Origin of the sequence: Lactobacillus sp. UMNPBX6 (assembly GCF_002553975.1) — a bacterium.
Taxonomy (GTDB): Bacteria; Bacillota; Bacilli; order Lactobacillales; family Lactobacillaceae; genus Lactobacillus; species Lactobacillus gallinarum.
The window spans coordinates 14387-31970 of sequence record NZ_PCZD01000019.1; the positions used below are offsets into that span (position 1 = coordinate 14387).

The following is a 17584-nucleotide window of genomic DNA, read 5'->3' on the forward strand; positions in this document are numbered from 1 at the left end:
ATGAAGAAGATTCGTTGGGGTGCTTTAGTTGCTTACATCGTTTTAGCAATCTTTGCGATTATTACTGTCTTTCCATTTGTTTACATGATTTTGGGCGGACTAATGAGTTTTAGAGAAACAACAACGATTCCGCCAACATTAATTCCTAAGCACTTTGAATGGTCAAACTATGCTAAGGTCTTTGCCCAAGCACCATTTGCTCGTTACTTTTTAAACACCTTTATTACGGCTAGTGTAACGACTATCGTAAGTTTGTTTAACGCACTTCTTGGTGCTTTTGCCATGGTTAACTTGAAGTTCAAGGGTAAGGGCGTTGTACAAGTCGTTCTTTTGTCACTCTTGATGGTGCCAGGTGAAGCAATCATCTTCACTAACTACAACACCATTGCCAGAATGGGCTTACTTAACACCTACATCGGTTTGGTATTACCATTCTTGACTTCAATTTTCTACATGTACTACTTACAAAGCTACTTCGGCTCAATTTCACAAACAATCTACAAGGCTGCGATGATTGACGGGGCTAGCGACTGGGAATACATCTGGAGAATTTTGGTACCAATGTCTAAAGGTGGTTTGTTCACTGTAGCGCTTTTGAGCTTCATTTCAGGTTGGAATTCATTCCTATGGCCATTATTGGTAACCAATGAAGACAGCATGAGACTGTTGAACAACGGTTTAACTTCATTTGCTTCAGATGCAGGTAGTGAAACGCAATTGCAATTAGCAGCTGCTACATTAACCGTTTTGCCAATCTTGATCTTATACTTCATCTTTAGAAAGCAAATTATTCGAGGAGTAGTACGTAATGACCTTAAAGGATAAAACAACCGTTACCTTTTATAACGGTTTAACCACAATTGGTGGACCAATGATCGAAGTGGCTTATAACAAGTCACACGTTCTGTTTGACTTAGGCGAAGTATATCGTCCTGAGTTAAAGCTGCCAGATGAAAGTTACCAAACTTTGATTAAAAATCAGTTGATTGGGGATGTGCCTAATTTTTACGATCCAAAAATTACGGGCAAGCCAATCGATACTGAACGCTGGGAACACTCTGCAGCTTACATTTCACACTTACACTTGGACCACAGCAAGGCCCTAAACTTGCTTGCACCTGAAATTTCACTTTATGCAGGTCCAATTACTGCTCATTTACTTCCTGCTTTGAATGAAAATGGCGACTTTCTTTTACCAGCCGCTGGACACGAGAAGAACTACACTCGTCCAATCATTGCGGCTGAGTATAAGAAGCCGATCAAGGTGGGAGATATTACCTTGGAAATATATCCTAGTGACCACGATGCTTACGGTGCAACTGGCTTACTAGTTAAGACACCGGACAAGCAAATCGCCTACACTGGTGATATTCGTTTGCATGGCTACCACCCAGATTGGGTTCGTGCCTTCATGCAAGCGGCCAAAGCTAGCGATATGTTGATCATTGAGGGTACTGGCGTTTCTTGGCCAGAAGAAAAGCACGATGAAAGCAGCGAAGAATTCACTGGTCCTAAGAACGAAGTGGAGTTAACTGAAAAAATCGTGCGCTTGCAAAACGCCCACCCTGATCGCCAAATCACCTTTAACACTTACCCAACTAACGTGGAGCGTTTGCTTAGAATTGTTTCTGATTCTCCACGTAAGGTGGTTTTGCATGCTAAGCGTGCGCATTTGATTAAGGACAGTCTTAACGAAGATTATCCATATTACTACTTGCCAGAAGACAAGAAGTATTCTGATTTGAATCCAGAGCTTGAAGTCAGCTATGACGAGCTTTTGGCGGATAATCATAAATACTTGTGGCAAGCTGTAAGCGATTATGATAAGCTTCAAGTGGGCGGCCTTTACATCCACTCAAATGCCGAGCCATTGGGTGACTTTGACCCTGCCTACAAGCCATTTGTAGAGCAATTCGCTAAAAATAAAATTGAGTTCATTGCATTGCGTTGCTCAGGCCACGCCGATGAAAAAGAACTCAAAGAAATAATTGGTGGGATTCAGCCAGCTATTTTGGTACCGGTGCACACATTGCATCCGGAGCTGGAAGAGAATCCATTTGGAGAACGTATTTTACCTAAGCGTGGTCAAACAGTCACGCTTTAGTAAAATTAAAGATTATTGTTGTTTAGTTTTATTTTTTAGGAGGATTTATCCAAATGAAGTTTAGTAAGAAACTTGCTATGGCTGCCGTTGCTGCTTTAGCCTTAGTAGGAACTGCCGCTTGTTCAAATGGCGGTAGCAACTCTTCATCAAGTTCATCAGAAAAGATCCCATCAAAGATTACTAAGAAGACTACAGTTGTATTTTGGAACGCTATGCCTGGTGTACAAGGTTCTACTTTGAAGCAATTGACTAACGAATTCGAAAAGAAGAACCCAAAGATTAATGTTAAGTTGGAAAACCAAGGTGATTACAATGATTTGCAAGCTAAGATTAACTCAACTTTGCAATCACCAAACAACTTGCCAACTATCACCCAAGCATATCCAGGCTGGCTTTGGAATGCTGCACAAAACAAGATGCTTGTAAACATGACTCCATACATCAACAACAAGAATGTTGGTTGGGGTAGTGCTAAGGCATCCGGTATTAGAACCGAACTTCTTGACGGTGCTAAGATCAAGGGTACCCAATATGGTATTCCGTTTAACAAGTCAATCGAAACTTTGACTTATAACGCTGACATGTTCAAGAAGTATGGCATTAAGAAAGTTCCAACCACTATGGACGAACTTAAGCAAGTGTCAGAAACTATTTACAAGAAGAGTAATCACAAAGTTGTAGGTGCTGGTTTTGACTCACTTTCAAACTACTACACTCTTGGCTTGAAGAACGAAGGCGTTAACTTCTCAGACAAGGTTAACTTCAGTGGTGCTGCTTCAAAGAAAGTTATTAACTACTACGCAGATGGTATCAAGAAGGGTTACTTCAGAGTAGCTGGTTCAGAACACTACCTTTCAGGTCCATTTGCTAACGAAAAGGTTGCTATGTTCATCGGTACTTCAGCAGGTGAAGGTTTCGTTAAGCAAGGTGTAGGCAACAAGTTCACTTACGACGTTGCTCCACGTCCTGGCAAGTACACTATGCAACAAGGTACTGACATTTACATGTTCAACCACGCAACTGCTGATCAAAAGGCAGCCGCATTTAAGTACATTAAGTTCTTGGTATCTAAGTCAAGTCAACTTAAGTGGGCTAATGCTACTGGTTACATTCCAGTTAACGAAAGCGTTGTAACCTCAAGCGAATACAAGAACAACAAGAGCACCAAGCTTCCTGCTAAACTTGAAGACTCAATGAAGCACTTGTACAGTGTTCCTGTTTCAAAGAACTCAAACGCTGCATACCAACAATTGAACAGCATTATGCAAAACATCTTGTCCGCAGCACAAAAGGGTCAAAATGTTAACAGCCAAATTAACGCTGGTAAGCAAAAGTTTGATGCTGCTTGGAAGCAATAAAACTAAATAGCAAATAATTTTTTAAAGCAGACCGTGCTGGGTCTGCTTTTTTTGATGGAAATAATAAGTTTGCAGTTCCTATGTGCTTAGAAAAAATGTTAACATTTAAGAAGCGAATAAAAAGTAGAGGTGAGCTGGTTGATTAGACAACAAAATTTCCCCGTACCAACAAAATATAAGTGGTACGACATCAACAACTTAAGTGAAGAAGATAGTGAGAAATTGCAAAGAGACTTCAATTTTACCCCGGATATTATTTCTTATATTTCCGACCGTCACGAACGTCCTCACTATGACTATGATGTGCATACGCATAGTCACCTGTTAGTTTATGATGTACCTATTTGGCCAACTAATACAATTAAACATTTCACTTCACACCCAATCACTTTCTTAGTTGTTGGTGAAAATGTCTTTACTTTCCATACGGAATCAACTAGCTATGTTTTTGATGAATTCAATGATGAACACATGCGTGAACGGCTTTCGGAGGCTAAAGATGTAACAGAGCTGTTAATGCTCTTCTTCCTTTATTCATCACAATATTTCCAGCGTGCTGTGACTCAATTGGATGTTGAGCGTAATAGTCTGGATCAGAAATTATCTGATGATATTAATAATAAAGATCTGGTTGAATTATCTAATATTGAAAAAAGTTTAGTTTATTTATCCAGTTCAATTCAAACAGATTTGATGACGCTTCACAGTTTGGACCATAGCAAATTAGACTTTACTAAGGATGCGCGTGAAAGACTTGATGACGTTCTCATTGAGTCAAGCCAGTCTGCAGAAATGGTTCAGATTTCACAACAAGTCACCAAGACGCTGTCGGCTACCTCAAATAACATGATGAACAATAACTTGAACGATACCATGAAATTTTTGACGGTCTGGTCACTGGTATTAACGATTCCAACTATTTTGACAGGGTTCTACGGAATGAATGTTAGTTTACCTATTTTAAAGAATTCGTTTGACTGGATTTTAATTATTGTCTTGATGGTCGTCTTAATGGTATGGCTGGTCGTTTTGATGAAAAAGCATCACTTCTTTTAAAGAGGAAATCTTATGAAACATAAAATATTGGTAGGTTCGATTATTTCTACTCTGTTGGCATTCATCTTGTATACGAGCAACATGCGACGAGTTGAAAATGCACAATTGAAGATCGTGGGACCGACAACTAGCAAAGTTAAGAAAAGCAAAAAGAAAACTAAAGAGCCAAAAGTAAAAAAGGTTAAAGAACCTAAAGTTAATTCGATTGAATACTCGAATCATGTTAAGGCTAAAAGCGGTAGTAATAAACAACTGGTTAAGTTGATTAAGAATGTGATGGGACTTGATGATAGTTATCAAGTTGCCGTGCAAGATTTGAATAATTCTAGTCGCTATGCCGTTGTATCTAATACTGCCAAAGCCCATGACGCTAAAGATGTCATGAAATTGTTCTTGTTGATTGCACTTTATGAACAAGAGCAAAAGGGTAAGATGGGATCTAAAACTGCTGTTAAAATTAAAAAAGCAGATAAAGCTAAGGGCGATGGCATGTTCCAAGTTAATATGGCTTATGGCCTTGCCTACTTGCGTGAAGCTATGTTGAAGAATAATAAGACGGCTTCCAATGCTTTGATAAGAAAAATTGGCATTAAAAATATTGAATCAGTTGCTAAAAGAATGGGAGCTGACCAGACTACTATTGCCAAGAACTTTAATGGCGATAATTATGGTAAAACTACTGCTAATGATTTAGCTAAAACCATGATTGGTCTTTATCAAGGACGGGTCTTGAATCGACAATATGCCAGCAGGGTCTTGAGTGCTTTAGCTAAGTCAAAAGAGCGAATCAAGATGGTTAAAGGCATCACTGGTGGTGTCTATGCTACAGGTGATAATGATTTTGCTACGGCAATTGTTCAAGGCAGAGGAAATTACTGTATAGCTGTTTGGAGCAGCAACAATAAGAACTTTAATAAGTTAGAAAAGAATGTTAACACCTGGTTTGATAAAAAACATAATAAGAAATAAAGATAATGAAGCTTGAAAAGGGCTTCATTATTTTTTTATTAGAAAAAGCATTTATTTACACATTGTAGATTGTAATCTTCAAATTGTAGTGATATATTATCTAGTATGCTAGGAAAAGGAGGGACGTTATGGCACAAAAGAGAAATCTTGATTTGGATAAAATAATTGATCAAGCAACTAAGTTGATTAGTGAAAAGGGGTTGAGTGCTACAACTTTACCAGCTTTGGCAAAGGCATTAAATGTGCGCTCGCAGTCGCTATATCATTATGTATCTGGTCGCAAGCAATTATTATCTTTAGTTGGTGCAAGGGAGATTAAAATTTTGCGGCATCAATTAATGGATGACTTGATTGGCTTGTCTGGCAGGGATGCATTGCTTAAGTTTGCTGATACGGTGCGGGATTTTTTATTGAGTGACCAGGCTTTATCAAGCATTTTGTATCACTTGAATGAATATCCCAAGGATGCGGCAATTAGCCAAGAAATTTTGGATCTGATAAAATTGGGCGAGAGGCTTAATTTTAGAAAAGAAAGTGCCATTTCGTTCCATGCTTTAATTGGCGCTGTATTGGGTTACGTTTTTTTGGATAATTCTTCTTCATTTGTTGATGAAACAAAGGATGAATCTAATCGTAATTATCATGAGATGATTCTGCGACTTGTAGAACCAGTACCTGAATTACAAATAGGAAGGAAATAGGAAAGTGCAGAAATTTCTGAAAAACCATGTTTTTTCTTTAATTGCATGGGTTTTGATATTGATAATCTCCATTTTTGCTTTGCCTAATATCAAGGAACTGACTAATGCCCACTCGGACATTACACTTCCAAGCAATGTACAAAGCAATGTGGCACAATCTATCAAAAACAATTGGGGTGCAAAAAAGAAGAACACCTATGAAGTAGCACTTGTTTTTAACAAGAAACACGGCAAGCTAACGGAGGCTGATAAAGCGGCCATCAACAATACGCTTGACAAGTTTACGAATGATAAGTACAAGTATGGAATTAAGGATTCACTTCTTCCAGATTCCAATATTGCTACGAGAAAGAAGCTTCAATCAAAAGATGACACGACTTGGGTAGCGCAGTTTAATATCGCTAAGAGTCATGGCACGATTGAGGAAGTTTACAATCAAATGAACAGGGATGCCAAGACGCAAGGTCTTCGCACTTATGTAACTGGTGCTGATATTTTGCAACATGACTTCTCTGCTTCAATCCAGCAAGGAATTAAGAAGACTGAAGCTATTACCGTTGTATTTATTTTCATTGTTTTGGTAATTGTCTTTAAGTCACCAATTGTTCCGCTAATTTCATTATTGACAGTTGGGGTATCATTCCTTACTTCTTTCTCAATCGTTACAAACTTAGTTGAACATGCTAATTTCCCATTCTCAAACTTTACACAAGTGTTCATGGTTATCGTCCTCTTTGGTATTGGTACCGACTACAACATCTTGCTGTATGATAAATTTAAAGAGAATCTAGGGAAAGGGATGGACAAGTACAAAGCCTTACATGATGCGCTTTTCAAAGCTGGTAAGACTATCCTGTATTCTGGTTCATCAATTTTAATCGGATTTACCGCATTAAGTTTAGCTAAGTTCTCAGTTTACCAATCAGCCGTAGGTGTAGCGGTTGGTGTTGCAGTACTTTTGGTAGTGCTTTTAACACTCAACCCATTCTTCATGGCAGTTCTTGGTAAGAAAATGTTCTGGCCAGTTAAGAAATTCACTGGTGAAAGCGATGATAAACTTTGGCATGGAATTTCTGCTTCAACATTAAAGCATCCAATTATTTACTTAATTGTATTGGCTGTAGTTGTAGTTCCATTCATGTTAATGTACTCAGGACACTTGAATTACGATGATACTGATGAAATTGCAGATTCAGTTCCATCTAAGCAAGGTTTATTGGTAGTTCAAAAACACTTCTCAGAAGGTATGGCTGAACCATCATACTTGTACATTAAGAGTAAGCATCGTTTAGATAATGAAGAAAACTTGAAGTTAATTGATCAATTGACCAAGCAACTTCAAAACTCAAAAGATGTTTCATTTGCGACATCTGTAACTCAACCATATGGTGAACCAATTGATATGCTTTATGTAAACAATCAATTGAACACTGTTAACGACGGCGTTGATCAAGCTCGTTCTGGTTTGGGTAAATTAAGTAAAGGTTCTAACAAGGTGGCTAATGGTGCCAACAGCTTGAAGGATGGTGCAGATCAACTTCAAGATGGTACTAGTCGTCTTCAAAGTGGTGCACAACAATTAGTTGGTGGTACTAGTCGTTTGCAAAACGGTGCTCAACAATTACAGAGTGGTGCCGTTCGTTTACAAAACGGTTCAAATCAATTAGTTAGTGGTGCTACTCGTCTTGAAACTGGTGCAGGTCGTTTGGCTAGTGGTACTCACGCACTTCAAAGTGGTGCAAGCAGCTTACAAAGCGGTGCTAACAAGTTGCAAAATGGTGCTAACAGTTTACAAGCTGGTACCAAGATCTTGCAAAATGGTACCCAACAAATGGCTAACCAATTGCAACAATTGAGTACACAACTTTCTAACCAATTGAGTGGATCAAACAAGCAACAACTTGCTGCATTGCAAACTGCTTTGCCACAAATTAACAGCGGTATTCAACAATTGAATGCTGCTTTAGGCAATTCTGTTGACGTTTCATCTGCAACTAGTGGTTTAGCTGCTGTACAAAAACAAGCTGCTCAATTAGAAAGCAGCTTGAAGGAGTTGCAAAGTGCTGCTGGTAGTGTCGGTTCATCTGTAAGTCAAGCAGATGTTCAATTAGCAATTAGTGCTGCAGTTCAATCAGCTGTGAAAGACGTTCCAAGTGATCAAAAACAAGCTGCTCAGCAAGCAGCAACTGCAGCTGCAACCCAAGCGGTACAATCAGTTGTTCAAAAGGCTCAAGCTGGTGCTAATACTGATAAGTTAAAGTCAGCTATGCAAAATGCAACTCAAGCAGCTCAAGGTTTACAAGGCTCGATGGCTGCAATGCAACAAAGTGATTTGATGACCCAACTTCAAAGTTTGAAGACTCAAGTGAATACTTTGGCTCAAGCTTCAAACCAAGCACTTCCAGGTGCCGCAACTGCTTTGAACCAATTAAGCTCAGGCTTAAGTCAAGTTCAATCAGCTGCTAGTGCAGGTGTTGCCGGTGCAAACAAGCTTAACTCAGGTGCTGCTGCTCTTAACAGTGGTGCAGGTCGCTTGAGTACTGGTCTTGGCAGTCTTGCAAGTGGTGCAGGTCGTCTTAACGCTGGAGTTGGCCAACTTAACAGTGGTGCAGGTCAACTTCAATCAGGCTTAGGTACTCTTGCCAACGGTGCAGGTACTCTTAACACTGGTCTTGGTACTCTTGCTAATGGTGCAGGTCAACTTAACTCAGGTGTTGGTCAATTAGCAAGCCAAGCTCCAGCTCTTATCTCAGGTATCGGTCAACTTAACAGTGGTGCCGGCCAACTCAGCATGGGTGCTGGCAAGTTAGCTGCTAAGGTTCCAGAACTTACTACTGGTATTGACACTGTAAACAGTGGTTTAGGTCAAGGTGAAACTTACTTGAAGGGCTTAGGCTCATCCGCTGCAGCAGATACCTTCTACATTCCAAAGGAATTCTTGAAGAATGAAATGTTCAAGAAGTCAATGGATGTATACCTCAGCCCTGACAAGAAGTCAGCTCAAATTATCGTAGTTTTCGATTCAAACCCAAGTGCAACTGAAGCTACTAACGAATCACAAGAATTGAGCGCAATGGCTAAGAAGACTTTCCAAGGTACTGCTCTTAAGAATGCTACTGTTGCTATGGGTGGTCAAAGTTCAAAGATTAAGGATACTAAGACAGTTGCTAGTGGCGATTTCCTTAGAACTGCCGCAATCATGTTAATCGGTATCGGCATTGCCTTAATGTTTGTAACTCACTCACTTCTTCAACCAGTTTACATTCTTGGTACTTTGCTTATCGCATACCTTTGCTCACTTTCAATCAACCAATGGATTGTTAAGGCTGTTCTTGGTAGAGACATGCTTTCATGGAACACACCATTCTTCAGCTTTATCATGTTGATTGCCTTAGGTGTTGACTACAGTATCTTCCTCATGACTCGTTACAACGAACTCAAGGAAGAAGGATTTACTACTCCAAGTTCAAGAATCTTGAAGGCATGTGCCATCATTGGTACGGTTGTTATCTCAGCTGCAATTATCTTGGGTGGTACTTTTGCAGCCCTCATTCCATCAGGTATTCCAACCTTGATCGAAGTTGCTTTAACTGTTGATGTTGGTTTGTTAATCTTGGTATTTATCTTGCCAATTACTTTATCAGCCGCAGTTAAATTGACTTATGAAGGCGTCAACTTTGGTAGGTTGTTTAAGAAAAACAATAAATAATAATTAATGAAAAAGACTCTACAAATCCTGTAGAGCCTTTTTTATGTCCATAAGTAAAGAATAATTAATTACTAATAAAATCCGCTCATATCGTCACTATTTGCCTTCATCTGCATGTTATAATTGTTGTTAAAGAACCAAGAAGAGAGGATTTAATATGACTACGTGTCCAAATTGCGGTCAAGCAATCAATGAAACGGATAATATTTGTCCTAAGTGTAGCTTTAACTTAAAGAAGTATCGTGATGATTTTTTCACAGATCAACATTTAAAGGCTAAACATGAGTCAGCTGATGAAGGACAAAAAATTATCAGTCGTGCAGCATATCGCGCAGAATTTTATCCTGAAAAGCAAAATACTACTGTTCAAGCAATGATCAAATGGATTAGAGAAAATGCAACTTTAGTATTTTTGCTAGGAGTTTTTCTCTTAATTTTAATGAGCTTTTCAAGGGCGATTGGTTGGATTAGTTTTTTAGTTTTAATGATTTGGCTTTATATTGTTTGTGATCGTAAGGAAAAGATTGAACGTTATACAGTTGATAAAAGATTAACTGAGAAGATAAATCAGGTTGGGTCTAATCTTTTCAACCGGGTCGATGAACATGAGGATAAAATAAAAGCCAAAAACACTAGCTTTACGCAAAAACATCCCCGCATTGAAAACCAAGTGCATAAAATAAAAAATCATAGTCGAAATCGTTACAACTATGTCCAATTATCAGTTATTCTAACTGCCTTGATTAGTTTGATTGTTCTTTTCACTGATTCTGGTGCAGCTGTTTCAGCTGTTGGCTATACTCAGAGAATGTCAATTTCTAATGTGATTTTTAGCTTGGCTGGAAGACTCTTATCTTCAGGATCATCTTCTATTTATTCAATTGTGCTTTATTTAGTTTGGCTGTTTTTATTCCTGTTTCCAATTTTTGTTATTTACAATGTATTAAAAAATACGCGAGCTAGTCAGGTTTTAGCCTTTGTTTTATCGCTGATTGAGACGATCTTTTTAATCTATTTAATTTACAAATTATCAAGTTCTAGTCGTGCGGCAACTGGCGTCATGAGTCAGTTAACCAGTCAGTTGATTACTTATGCTGTGTCATTAGGTGCATCTGCATACTTCTTGATTTTATCCAGTTTTTTAACTACAGCTTTATCAGGATATAACTTAATCGATAAAAAAGAAAAAACTAAACAGTAAGATAAAAGTGTCTGAAATATACCAATATTGTATATTTTCAGACACTTTTTTGGGTTTAGCTATTGCCGGCATATCTGGAATCTTGGGCTCAGGATTAAACAAGAAAAAGATGAGATAAAAAGAAGCAAAAATGCTTCTTTTTTAGTTTGAACTATTCATTACTCTTAGTAACATCGATTACTAAATGTTCGTTAACAAAAGCCATCATGCCTAAATCACTTAATTCACGGCCATATCCAGACTTCTTAACCCCGCCAAATGGTAATTCAGCAGCAGTAATCCAACGTCCATTAATGACAGTCATTCCAGTTTCGATTTGTGCCGCTACGTTTTGAGCACGCTTGATATCACTACTGATGACAGATGAGCCTAAGCCATAACTTGAATCATTAGCTAATTCAATAGCTTCATCATCATCTTCAACTACATAGATCTCTGCAACAGGGCCAAATAATTCTTGATCAAAGATAGGGTTGTTTTTATCAATATTAGTTAAAATCATCGGTCTAAAGAATGAACCCTTAGCATCAATTTCTGGGTATTGGTAAAAGACTTTAGCACCGCCATCGATTGCTGATTGAACCTGCTTTTCTAATTTGGTCTTAGTTCTTTGTGAGTTTAATGGTGGCAGGGTTGTACTATCATCAAGTGGATCGCCAGCTTTTAATTCAGAGAAGATACTCTTTAAGTCGTCTAGAACTTCATCATAACGGGATTTTTCAACGATAATTCTCTTAGATGAAGTACATACTTGACCGCCATTATAAGTTCTAGCATCCCTTAAAACATTGCGTAATAATTTTGGATCAGCATCATCTAGTACGATAAAGGCATCATTACCGCCTAATTCCATTGTAGACTTCTTTAAGTTCTTGCCAGCTTCTTCAGCTACAGCACTACCGCCGCGCTCTGAACCAGTTAAGGCAACACCTTGAATGCGTGGATCAGCAATAATATTTGCCAATTGATCATAGCTAAGAAAGAGATTAATCAAACTTCCTTCTGGTGCACCAGCTCTTTTAATAATTTTAGCAATTAACGCAGCTGAGCTTGGAACATTATGAGCATGCTTAAGTAAAACTGGATTACCCACAACGAAGTTAGGAGCAAATATACGTACAACTTGATATACCGGGAAGTTCCATGGCTCACACGCCATGATTACACCAGTAGCTTGTTTTAGATAATATGCATTTCTTAAATCACTTTTAATCGGAGTAGGCTCAAGCATTGCAGCAGCGTTATCGGCATAATAATCACAAATAGAAGCACATAACTCGACTTCTTCTTTTGATTCACGCAGCACTTTCCCCATTTCCAGGGTCATCATCTTAGCTAATTCGTCTTCATGCACGCGAAAAGCATCAGCAATTTTATGTAAAAACTTAGCGCGTTCACTTGGGTCTTCATGACGCCATTTTTTGTATAAAGTATGTGCTAGATTAATAGCTTCTTCTACTTGCTCAGCAGTAGGGTTATCATAGCTAGCAAATTCTTCGTTAGTGTATGGATTAATTGATTGATATTTAGACATTTTATTTTCTCCCGTTCAATTAAAAGTTTATCCGCATAAGCTCTGTTTTTATTATAAAACGTTTACATTAAAAACTCAGCTATTTTACATCGTCTAAATTTTTAATTAGCTTTCGAGCCTTGTTTAGCGTGATATTATTACGGTTGATACGGGCAAAGGCACAGGCGTCATGCAAGTGCTGGCTAATGATTTCTTTATTTTTATTTTGGGCTATATCATTGACACCTTGTTGCAAAAGAATTCTTGCCATGTAAAAAATTACGTGTTTTTCAGTTCCGATCTTGTAGGCATAACGCAAAAGTGAATTAGATTCTTTGTACATTTCGCGTTGACCATAGAATTCACTGGCATCGCATAAAATGGCAAGGGCATGCAAAGTGGTCAGTGGATTGTTGATTTCAACGCTTTTTATATTTTTGAGTACTTGGCTGTAATAATGCTCTGCTTTTTGCATTTCACCTTGTTTTGCATAAATCTGACTACAACCATTGAGTGCGAGCAAGCGATAGATATCGTTTTTAGGTAAATCTTTAGTTGTCAGAATATTATTGAAATAGAACAAGGCACTTATTTCGTTGCGATCACTTTTCAGAGCATATTGTCCCCGTAAAAATTGATAGTGTACCTGATCTTCTTTATGTTTAAGCGTATCTTCACTAACTTCGGACAATAAGTTCAAAATTTTAGTGTAGTCAAAGTTAATAAATGCAAAATCTGCATCAAATAATAGCTGCGTGATTTGCTGCTCATCACTACGGTTAATAATGTAGCCAACTTCAATGTGCAGACGATCGCATAACTGATTGAGAATTTTTAGGGAAGGTACTTGCCCATTATTTTCAAATTTACTTAAAGTTGATTGCGTACAGATGCCATGACAAAGATCAGTTTGTGATAGTTTCTGTGCTTTGCGTATTTGAATGAATTTTTTAATATCGATTATCATTATTTTTGTCTCTTAATTGTTTGATACAAAAAGTCGAGGGATTCATCAATGTAATCCTGACTATAATCCATGGCATGACCATGTCCTGGAATAACCAATAATTGGACGCCATGATTTTGCTTAGCTAAGAATTTAATAAAATCTAGCGTAGTGGATAATGGCGTCAGTTCATCTGCAGAGTTAATCATCATTAATTTATTTAAATTAGAAAAATCATATGATTGAGCATCAAGCTTTTGTAAAATATCAGATTTATCTGAGCCGGTATAAGTTAAAGTGAAGTATTTGTAAAAGGAGGCTCTAATTTGAGTAGGATCAGTGATACCAAAATCTTCTTTTGCTTGTGGTGAAGGTTTAACCTCCTGATGGTTTTTAATCCAATTAGTGTATTCAACAGGAGCAGACCAAGTTACAGTTGGAAAGCCATACTTACCAGCTACGTATAATGCCATTGTCCCGCCGACGCTAGCACCGATCTGGACTATATTTTTGATATCATCATTATCAGTGTAATCAGAGTCTAATAGCCAATCGACAAAATGAAGTGCATCATCATGAGCAGCTGGGAAATGAGCAGCTGGAGCTAAGCTATAGTTAGGAATAAAAGTCATGAACCCTGCATTAGCTAAATTAATGCCGATCTTTTTAACGTCTTTTTTATCTCCGCGGAACCAGCCGCCACCATGCCAAAAGATTAAAATTTTAGTCTCAGAAGTTGTATCATTTGGGTAGTAGATATCAGCTCCTAATTTTTTATTCTCGTCATAAATAATATTATTTTTAATGACAACCATGATTTGTGTTCCTTTCATTTGTACTATCAAGAATATTATATATTAATTAAAAAGCAGATAAGTTAATAAAGGCTTTTTTAGTTTTTTGATAGAATTAGTGTATTAAAGTTCTGAAAGAAGGCGAAAAAGATGCATCATTTGTCAGCTAAGGCGAGTCGAAAATTAATTAATATTGCTACAGTGGTTTGCGGATTAGTAATTATTCTGTTGGTCATCTATTGGTATCGATTAGGGATATTTACTGATCAAGATAAGATGCGTGCTTATTTAGCCAATAAACAAATTGTGGGACCGATTATTTTCGTATTGATCCAGATTGTTCAGGTGGTAATTCCTATTATTCCAGGTGGTGTGTCGCTACTAGGCGGAGTAGTCTTTTTTGGACCAATTGCCGGTTTTATCTATAATTATGTCGGAATTTGTATTGGCTCGATTATTAACTTCTTTTTGGCACGGCACTATGGTCGTCCATTCATTTTGCATATTGTGTCGGAAAAAACGTTAGACAAATATATGAAGTGGACTGAAAATCAGAAGAAGTTTAATTGGTTCTTTGCCATCTGTATTGTTGCACCTGCTGCGCCTGATGATGTGCTTTGTTTGCTTGCGGGCTTAACTAAAATGAAGTTCTGGACTTATTTTTGGATAATTGTTTTAGGCAAGCCGTGGACAATTATTGCTTATAGCTTTGGCTTGCAGTATGGTGCCGAATGGCTGCTGAAGTTGATGGGTAAATAATGCTGGAATCAAAGAGAATATATTTAAGAAGATTTGAAGAAAAAGATGCAGAACAATTATTGAAGTGGGGCAGAAATGCCCGCTATCATAATCTGGCTGCCTTTGAGAATTATCAAAATATAGAAGAAGCCCAGCGGGGCGTAGAGCAGTATATGGCCCGTCCAGAGAGCTATATTATTTGTCTGCGTCAAAATGATCAGACGATTGGCTTGATTGAATTATATGAACGTGGTTTAGATGAACAAAGCGGCTTATTAAAAACAAAAGAAGTTGGCTTTTTGCTAGATCAGGCTTTTGAAGGCCATGGTTATATGACGGAAGCGCTGCGTTTAATTTTAAATTATGCTTTTAAAAAGAAACGACAAAAAGAAATTTGGGCAGGCACTTTTGTAAATAATGAAAAGTCGCAGAAACTGTTGGAAAAACTAGGATTTCAGTATGTTTATACCGTAGATTATTCGCAGATTAGTACACTTTTTTCGTATAAAGAAAAATATTATTTGCTCAAACAAGCAGAATGGCTTAAAATAGACGCAAACATGAAATCCTAAGACTGCTTCAGAGAGTTCACGGTTGGTGCGAGTGAATGGATGTCGTTTCCAGATTTCGTTAAGATGGGCAATTAATAGTTGCACGGTTTGGCGTCGTTATCCGTCTATTAAGAGGTGCAGTCTATATTAGACTGAAGATGGGTGGTACCGCGAAGCTGTGTAAGAGCCGATTCGTCCCAAGCAAGGGATGAGTCGGCTCTTTTTTTGCATTATGGAGGTTTTTTAATGCTTGATATTAAGGTGATTCGTGAGAATCTCGATTGGTCAAAGAAAAAGTTAGCTACACGTGGCATTAAGCCAGAAGAATTGGATGAATTGGTAGAAATCGATGCTAAGCGTCGTAAGGATTTAACCAAGAGTGAACAATTAAAGGCTAAGCGTAATGACGTTTCTAAGCAAATTGCTGAAAAGAAGCGCAACAAAGAAGACGCAAGTGATGCTATTCAAGCTATGCGTGAAGTAGGTAAAGAAATCAAGGATTTAGATAAAGAAGTTGCTGAATTAACTGAAAAGCAAAACTACATTTTGCTTAGATTGCCTAACTTCCCAGCAGATTCAGATCCAATCGGCCCTGATGATAGCTACAACGAAGAAGTTCGTAAGTGGGATGAACCAACTAAGTTCAACTTCAAGCCAAAAGCTCACTGGGACATTGGTACTGACCTTGGTATTTTAGACTGGGATCGTGCTTCTAAAGTTTCAGGTGCACGTTTTGTTTACTACATTGGTGCAGGTGCACTTTTGGAACGTGCTGTCTTTAATTTCTTCCTTGATGAAAACACTAAGGATGGCTACACCGAAGTTATTCCACCATACCTTGTTAACGATGCATCAATGCAAGGTACAGGTCAATTCCCTAAATTCCACGAAGATGTTTACACTATCGTAGATAACGACGATCCAGATAAGCCACGTGATTTGACTTTGATTCCAACTGCTGAAGTTCCTTTGGTAAACTATTTTAGAAATGAAATCATTCATGAAAACAAGTTGCCAATCAACGTAACTGCTTTATCACCAGCATTTAGAAGTGAAGCAGGTTCAGCTGGTCGTGATACTCGTGGTTTAATCAGAATGCACGAATTCCGCAAGGTTGAAATGGTTAAGGTATGTAAGCCTGATGAGTCATGGGATGAACTTGAAAAGTTAACTCACAATGCCGAACACTTATTGCAAAAGTTGGGCTTGCCATACCACGTAGTTGCTTTGTCAACTGGGGATGCAAGTTTCACTAGTGCAAAGACTTACGACCTTGAAGTTTGGATGCCTGCACAAGACAAGTATCGTGAAATTTCAAGTTGTTCTAACTGTACTGACTTCCAAGCTCGTCGTGCACAAATTCGTTACCGTGACGAAGATGGTAAGCTTCACTTAGCACACACTTTGAACGGTTCTGGTTTAGCTGTAGGTAGAGCAGTAGCTGCAATTTTGGAAAACTACCAAAATGAAGATGGCTCAGTAACTGTTCCTGATGTTCTTGTACCATACATGAATGGCATGAAAAAGATTACTAAAGAATCAAGTTTGATTTAGTAGAAGAAAATAATTAGAAAAAGGCCTAAGAATTAGCGTTCTTGGGTCTTTTTGTTCGCCCTGAAATAGCAAAAATGAAAAAATCAAAATTTTTTTGAAAAAATTTTGATGAATTTAAGACTAAAATACAGCAAAAGACGAACTATTTATTTGAAAAGTAATTAAATTAACAAGATATATGAGATTTGAAAAAGACAATATAAATAGTAATTGTTACAACGTTACCTAGCGTTTCATGTTTAATTCGAACAAAAACTAGGATTTGACGAATAAGGATTGACCGTGTAATATATTTAACTGTCGTCGGGTGATAAAGAAATCGCCTGATGATGAAAAAAACAAATCAAAAAAGTTCTTGACAAAGGATTTGAGATTTGATAAAATATAAAA

14 protein-coding genes are annotated in these 17584 nt (G+C 37.9%); 11 read left to right on the forward strand and 3 right to left on the reverse strand.

Going from position 1 to position 17584, the window contains the following annotated elements; genetic code table 11:
* From CP357_RS04625 to CP357_RS04660, 8 genes are all read left to right on the forward strand, one after another.
* Window positions 1-825 carry a carbohydrate ABC transporter permease gene (locus CP357_RS04625; RefSeq protein ID WP_013438528.1) on the forward strand — a complete coding sequence of 275 codons (825 nt, stop codon included), beginning with the start codon at window positions 1-3 and terminating at the stop codon, window positions 823-825.
* Window positions 809-2104 carry an MBL fold metallo-hydrolase gene (locus CP357_RS04630; protein WP_087235743.1) on the forward strand — a complete coding sequence of 432 codons (1296 nt, stop codon included), beginning with the start codon at window positions 809-811 and terminating at the stop codon, window positions 2102-2104. The genes CP357_RS04625 and CP357_RS04630 overlap by 17 nt, the downstream gene beginning before the upstream one ends.
* Before the next feature lie 53 nt (window positions 2105-2157).
* Complete coding sequence (locus tag CP357_RS04635) at window positions 2158-3462, forward strand: extracellular solute-binding protein (protein WP_087235742.1); 1305 nt, start codon at window positions 2158-2160, stop codon at window positions 3460-3462.
* Between the two features lie 138 nt (window positions 3463-3600).
* Window positions 3601-4518: a magnesium transporter CorA family protein gene (locus CP357_RS04640; protein ID WP_098036660.1), complete on the forward strand. Its 918-nt coding sequence runs from the start codon at window positions 3601-3603 to the stop codon at window positions 4516-4518.
* Between the two features lie 12 nt (window positions 4519-4530).
* Window positions 4531-5487, forward strand: a complete 957-nt coding sequence (locus CP357_RS04645; RefSeq protein WP_098036661.1) for a serine hydrolase — start codon at window positions 4531-4533, stop codon at window positions 5485-5487.
* A gap of 128 nt (window positions 5488-5615) precedes the next feature.
* Window positions 5616-6188, forward strand: coding sequence for a TetR/AcrR family transcriptional regulator (locus tag CP357_RS04650; protein WP_098036662.1), 573 nt, complete (start codon window positions 5616-5618; stop codon window positions 6186-6188).
* A 4-nt stretch (window positions 6189-6192) separates the two neighbouring features.
* Complete coding sequence (locus CP357_RS04655) at window positions 6193-9897, forward strand: MMPL family transporter (RefSeq protein WP_098036663.1); 3705 nt, start codon at window positions 6193-6195, stop codon at window positions 9895-9897.
* Window positions 9898-10054: 157 nt separating this feature from the next.
* Window positions 10055-11098 (forward strand): zinc ribbon domain-containing protein, encoded by a 1044-nt coding sequence (locus tag CP357_RS04660; RefSeq protein WP_098036664.1) that lies wholly within the window; start codon window positions 10055-10057, stop codon window positions 11096-11098.
* A 151-nt stretch (window positions 11099-11249) separates the two neighbouring features.
* Here the strand turns inward: CP357_RS04660 and CP357_RS04665 are convergent, their stop codons facing one another.
* From CP357_RS04665 to CP357_RS04675, 3 genes are all read right to left on the reverse strand, one after another.
* On the reverse strand, window positions 11250-12632 hold the full coding sequence (locus tag CP357_RS04665; RefSeq protein ID WP_098036665.1) for an NAD-dependent succinate-semialdehyde dehydrogenase: 1383 nt from the start codon (window positions 12630-12632) through the stop codon (window positions 11250-11252).
* Between the two features lie 79 nt (window positions 12633-12711).
* A complete protein-coding gene (locus CP357_RS04670) occupies window positions 12712-13575 on the reverse strand; it encodes a helix-turn-helix domain-containing protein (protein ID WP_098036667.1) in 864 nt (287 codons plus the stop codon).
* Between the two features lie 2 nt (window positions 13576-13577).
* On the reverse strand, window positions 13578-14372 hold the full coding sequence (locus tag CP357_RS04675) for a S9 family peptidase (RefSeq protein ID WP_087235737.1): 795 nt from the start codon (window positions 14370-14372) through the stop codon (window positions 13578-13580).
* Window positions 14373-14501: 129 nt separating this feature from the next.
* Between CP357_RS04675 and CP357_RS04680 the strand changes: the two genes are divergently transcribed.
* The 3 genes from CP357_RS04680 to serS all read left to right on the forward strand — a co-directional run bounded on the left by CP357_RS04680 (window position 14502) and on the right by serS (window position 17194).
* Window positions 14502-15110, forward strand: coding sequence for a TVP38/TMEM64 family protein (locus tag CP357_RS04680; RefSeq protein ID WP_025006305.1), 609 nt, complete (start codon window positions 14502-14504; stop codon window positions 15108-15110).
* A complete protein-coding gene (locus CP357_RS04685; RefSeq protein ID WP_098036666.1) occupies window positions 15110-15661 on the forward strand; it encodes a GNAT family N-acetyltransferase in 552 nt (183 codons plus the stop codon). The genes CP357_RS04680 and CP357_RS04685 overlap by 1 nt, the downstream gene beginning before the upstream one ends.
* Before the next feature lie 225 nt (window positions 15662-15886).
* A complete protein-coding gene (gene serS, locus CP357_RS04690) occupies window positions 15887-17194 on the forward strand; it encodes a serine--tRNA ligase (protein WP_025006307.1) in 1308 nt (435 codons plus the stop codon).
* The last annotated feature ends 390 nt before the right edge of the window (window positions 17195-17584 follow it).